We start from the raw sequence: 4,069 nt of genomic DNA, 5'->3' as shown, positions 1-4,069 counted from the left end.
ACGATCAGGTCGGCTTTGTGTTTTTTGGCCGCTGCAATGATGGCGTCTGAAACGACGTCCGATTTGACGGTGATGGCTTTGGTGCTGACGGCTTTGGCCTTGGCGCTTTTTTCGACCGCGGCCAATTGGATTTGAGCGGCTTCGGTCCACTGGCTTTCCACGCGCGAGATCTCATCACTGGACAGGGGGATGCTGCCTTCAAAGTACGCCTTTGGGTAGCGCGGCACCACCTTGATGGCGAACAGTTCTGCGCCACAGGTGACTGCCAATTCGATGGCGCTGGTCACGGCTTTTTTGGACAAGGTGGAACCGTCGGTGGCCACAAGGATGCGTTTGTACATGAGGTACTCCTGTTGAAAAAAGACAAGAACACAGCTTAAAAGCACGGCAAATGGCAGCGCTTGATGTACATCAAGCTTTGTTCGGGGCGGCTGTCGTATCTTCGAAACATGACCCAAGTCAATGTTTTGCCAGGCCAGTTACCCGCTTCTCCTCAAGCGTTGGAATCGGCTGCACCTGAGCTGGCGCAGGCCCATCGCGACACCCCGCAGCAGCGGCTGGAACTGCTCGATGCGCCCGAGGAGTGGGCAGCGTTCAGCTTGCCCGAAAAAACCGAGTCGGGCTGCTGGCGCTCCAGCGTGGTTTTCGAGGGCATGCATTGCGCGGCCTGCGCCATTACTTTAGAAGATGCTTTGCGGGCCGTGCCGGGCGTGCAGTCGGTGCAGATCAGCGGTGCCAGCCATCGGGGCCAGATCGTCTGGTCACCCAAGCTGACTCGCCCCTCCGAGTGGATGCGCTCGGTCGAGCGCCATGGCTACAAAGCCTTGCCCGCCAACGATGCCCACGCCCATGCGCGCAGGCGAGAAGAGGCCCGGCGCATGGTTTGGCGCTGGGCGGTGGCGGCGCTTTGCATGATGCAGGTCATGATGTACGCCACGCCGACGTACCTCGCGCAGCCGGGTGACATTTCGGACGAAGCCCTGCATTTGCTGCGCTGGGCGTCGTGGGTGTTGTCCTTGCCGGTGATGTTTTTCTCATGCACGCCATTCTTAAGCAACGCCTGGCGCGACCTGCGCGAACGCCAGATCAGCATGGATTTGCCCGTGGCCTTGGGCATGGTGGTGACCTTTGTGGTCAGCACGCTGGGCACCTTCGAGCCCCAAGGGCCGTTCGGGGCCGAAGTCTTTTTTGACTCGTTCACCATGTTTGTGTTCTTTTTGCTCACGGGTCGCTGGCTGGAGCTGCGCATGCGCGACCGCACGGCCGGGGCGCTGGAGGCGGTGCTCAACCGCTTGCCCGACAGCGTGCGCAAGCGCCAGACCGATGGCACCTGGGCGCTCATGTCCATTCGCCGCTTGCAAGTCGGTGATGTGATCGAGGTCTTACCCGGTGAGGCTTTTGCGGGCGATGGCCTGGTGTTGGTGGGCCAAACCCAGGTGGATGAAGCTTTGTTGACCGGCGAATCACTGCCGCTGGCTCGCTGCGTGGACGATCGCGTCATTGCGGGCAGTTATAACCTGAGCGGCACGCTGCAGGTGCAGATCGAGCACATCGGCGCGGCCACCCGTTACGCGCAAATCGTGGCACTGATGGAAAGTGCCTCGGTCTCTAAACCCGCCATGGCCCTGTGGGTGGACCGCTGGGCCAAACCCTTCTTGGTGGCGGTGATGTTGGCCTCGTTGACCTCGGCCATTTATTGGTGGCCGACCGATCCCGCACACGCGGTGATGTTGGCGGTCGCCGTGCTGATCGTGACCTGTCCTTGCGCTTTGTCGCTGGCCACGCCTGCGGCCATGTTGGCCACGGCCGGGGCCTTGGCGCGCAGCGGCGTGCTGGTGCGACGCCTGAGCGCTCTGCAAAACCTGTCACAAATTGACACGGTGATTTTTGACAAGACCGGCACTTTGACACGCGATGCGTTTGAAGTGGTCCGCGTCCACACCCGCGACGGCGTGAGGGAGGCGCAGGCACTGGACTGGGCAGGCAGCCTGGCGCGCCATTCCTTGCACCCGGTCTCGCGCGCCCTGTGGTCCGAAGCCCGGCGTTGCGCCGAAGCCGCCGGGCGTTTGGACGCGCTTGAAGCACTGGCCGCGCACGACGTGAGCGAGCTGGCAGGGCAGGGCGTGCAAGGCGTTTTGACGCAGTCAGGCCAAGAGCCCCAAGCCTTGCGTTTGGGCTCGGCCGCTTTTTGCGCTGCACCCACACGCGCCGGGCACCATCTGCAGGTCAGCCTGGCCGATGCATCAGGCTGGTTGGCGAGTTTTGAATTGGCCGAGCAAGTGCGCCCCGAAGCGGCGGGTGTGGTGCGTGCCTTGGCACAAATGGGTTTGAGCCTGAAGGTGCTCTCTGGCGATGGCCAAAGCGCTGTGGCCCAGGTGGCCTTGGCCGTGGGCATTGCCGATGCGCAAGGCGGCTGCGGCCCTCAGCACAAATTGCAAGCGCTGCAAGCCCTGCAGGCCCAAGGGCACAAAGTGGCCATGGTGGGCGATGGCCTGAACGACGGGCCGGTGCTCGCAGGGGCCGATGTGTCCTTTGCGCTGGGCCAGGCTGTGCCGCTGGCGCAGTCGAAATCCGATTTTGTCTTGATGGGTGGGCAGCTGCAGGTGCTGGTCAGCACGGTACAACGCAGCCGCCAGACGATGCGCATCGTGCGGCAAAACCTGTGGTGGGCTGCGGCCTACAACGCCGCTTGTGTGCCGCTGGCCCTGATGGGCTGGCTACCCGCATGGGCCGCGGGCTTGGGCATGGCGCTCAGCTCTTTGCTGGTAGTGCTCAATGCTTTGCGCCTGGCGCAGGCTTTGCCCGAGTCGCTTGAGCAGCAGGCGCTGGTCCTTCAACCCGTTTGAGAAAACAGCATGGACATTCTTTATTTGCTGATTCCCTTGTCTGTGGCCTTGGTGTTTTTCATCCTGGCGGGGCTATGGTGGGCAATTGACCGAGGTCAATTTGAAGACATCGAGGCCGAAGGTGAACGAATTTTGCGTGACGATTGATTTTGATCAAGTCCTTGCAATGTGCGTCCGTGCACACTCGGTTTGAAGGTTTAAAAACAAGAGGTGAAAATGAAATTTGCCAATATGCAGGCGACGTCTTACAACGACAAAGTTGTACGGCAATTCGCCATCATGACGGTGGTCTGGGGTGTGGTGGGCATGCTGGTGGGTGTGATCATCGCAGCCCAGCTGACTTGGCCGGAGCTCAACTTCGGCATTTCCTGGCTCAGCTATGGCCGCTTGCGCCCCTTGCACACCAACGCGGTGATTTTTGCGTTCGGGGGTTGCGGTTTGTTCGCTGCCGCTTATTACGTCGTGCAGCGCACCTGCAACGTGCGTTTGTTCAGCGACAAGCTGGCCGCTTTCACTTTTTGGGGTTGGCAAATGGTCATTGTGCTGGCCGCCATTTCCCTGCCTCTGGGCTTTACCCAAGGCAAGGAATACGCCGAACTCGAATGGCCCATCGACATCTTGATCGCGCTGGTTTGGGTGGCCTTTGCCGTGGTGTTCTTTGGCACTGTGGGCACCCGCAAGGTGCGGCACATATATGTGGCCAACTGGTTCTTCGCCGCCTTCATCATCGCGGTGGCCTTGCTGCACATCGTCAACGCTGCGGCCTTGCCCGTGGGCATGATGAAGTCCTACTCGGCCTATGCGGGTGTGCAAGACGCCATGGTTCAGTGGTGGTATGGCCACAACGCGGTGGGCTTCTTCCTCACGGCGGGCTTCCTGGGCATGATGTATTACTTCATTCCCAAACAGGCCGAGCGCCCTGTTTACTCGTACCGCTTGTCGATTGTGCACTTCTGGGCCCTGATCTTCACCTACATGTGGGCCGGTCCTCACCACCTGCACTACACCGCCTTGCCCGACTGGACACAGTCGATTGGCATGGTCTTTTCTTTGATCTTGTTGGCGCCAAGTTGGGGCGGCATGATCAACGGCATCATGACCTTGTCGGGCGCTTGGCACAAACTGCGTGACGATCCGATCCTGCGCTTTTTGATCGTGTCACTTTCCTTTTACGGCATGTCGACCTTCGAAGGTCCGATGATGTCCATCAAGACCGTCAACGC

General features: G+C 60.4%; 4 protein-coding genes. 3 read left to right on the top strand and 1 reads right to left on the bottom strand.

Features of this window, described 5'->3' with window-relative positions:
* Positions 1 to 341: universal stress protein (locus ACIQ47_RS15015; protein ID WP_396438860.1), on the bottom strand; the 341-nt coding region annotated here is incomplete at its 3' end.
* Positions 342 to 449: 108 nt separating this feature from the next.
* Between ACIQ47_RS15015 and ACIQ47_RS15010 the strand changes: the two genes are divergently transcribed.
* The 3 genes from ACIQ47_RS15010 to ACIQ47_RS15000 all read left to right on the top strand — a co-directional run.
* The gene (locus tag ACIQ47_RS15010; protein ID WP_396438859.1) at positions 450 to 2,846 is read left to right on the top strand and encodes a heavy metal translocating P-type ATPase; all 2,397 of its coding nucleotides are present in this window, start codon (positions 450 to 452) and stop codon (positions 2,844 to 2,846) included.
* A gap of 9 nt (positions 2,847 to 2,855) precedes the next feature.
* Positions 2,856 to 2,993, top strand: a complete 138-nt coding sequence (gene ccoS, locus ACIQ47_RS15005) for a cbb3-type cytochrome oxidase assembly protein CcoS (RefSeq protein ID WP_090046617.1) — start codon at positions 2,856 to 2,858, stop codon at positions 2,991 to 2,993.
* A 69-nt stretch (positions 2,994 to 3,062) separates the two neighbouring features.
* Positions 3,063 to 4,069: cbb3-type cytochrome c oxidase subunit I (locus ACIQ47_RS15000; protein ID WP_396438858.1), on the top strand; the 1,007-nt coding region annotated here is incomplete at its 3' end.

Source organism: Limnohabitans sp. (assembly GCF_044373035.1).
In the GTDB taxonomy this organism is placed as follows: domain Bacteria; phylum Pseudomonadota; class Gammaproteobacteria; order Burkholderiales; family Burkholderiaceae_C; genus Limnohabitans_A.
Note: the sequence above shows the minus strand (reverse complement) of the source record. Positions and strands in the feature narration are given on the sequence as shown.

What these genes read in the sequence shown, in the direction of transcription:
- ACIQ47_RS15010 (WP_396438859.1), top strand. Translation starts at nt 450, where the DNA reads ATGACCCAAGTCAATGTTTTGCCAGGCCAGTTACCCGCTTCTCCTCAA.
- ccoS (WP_090046617.1), top strand. Translation starts at nt 2,856, where the DNA reads ATGGACATTCTTTATTTGCTGATTCCCTTGTCTGTGGCCTTGGTGTTT.